Genomic DNA, 637 nt, shown 5'->3' on the forward strand with positions numbered 1-637 from the left:
AGAAGTGGGTAGTTTAACCTTCGGGAGGACGCTCACCACTTTGTGGTTCATGACTGGGGTGAAGTCGTAACAAGGTAGCCCTAGGGGAACCTGGGGCTGGATCACCTCCTTATACGAAGATATTCACGATAAGTGTCCACACAGATTGATACGGTTTAGAAAGTAAAGAGATGAAGAACTCCCAAGTTCTTCGAAGTTTGTTTCTACTTTTTAAAGTGGAGACAAATTAGCAGTGTCCCGTTCGTCTAGAGGCCTAGGACACCGCCCTTTCACGGCGGTAACAGGGGTTCGACTCCCCTACGGGATACCATCTTTAAGTGCATTTTTAATAGTGCTTTTAAAAATGGTTACTTCATTACGAAGTGATTAGCTCTTTAACAATTTGGAAAGCTGACTGATTAACTCTAAGAGTTAATCAAATTAAAAGTTCTCAATGTTTATCCTTTGGATAAACACAACACAAACACATTCAAGTGTCTTGTATTCGATTCAAATCTAATTTGAATCACATTGAGTCCGGCAAACACGTAATAAGAATTAACCCTTCTTATTACAACCAAAAACCTTGGTTAGTTGCCATACACTAAGACCCTTTCGGGTTGTATGGTTAAGTGACTAAGCGTACACGGTGGATGCC

At 41.0% G+C, this 637-nt stretch carries 1 tRNA gene and 1 rRNA gene; both read left to right on the top strand.

Annotated features, from left to right (window positions below):
- Window positions 1-112: ribosomal RNA gene (locus A3712_RS18720) — 16S ribosomal RNA — on the top strand; the annotation flags it as partial.
- Window positions 113-234: 122 nt separating this feature from the next.
- Window positions 235-310 (top strand) — tRNA-Glu (locus A3712_RS18725).
- Window positions 311-637 lie beyond the last annotated feature (327 nt).

Origin of the sequence: Vibrio sp. HI00D65 (genome assembly GCF_001635455.1) — a bacterium.
In the GTDB taxonomy this organism is placed as follows: domain Bacteria; phylum Pseudomonadota; class Gammaproteobacteria; order Enterobacterales; family Vibrionaceae; genus Vibrio.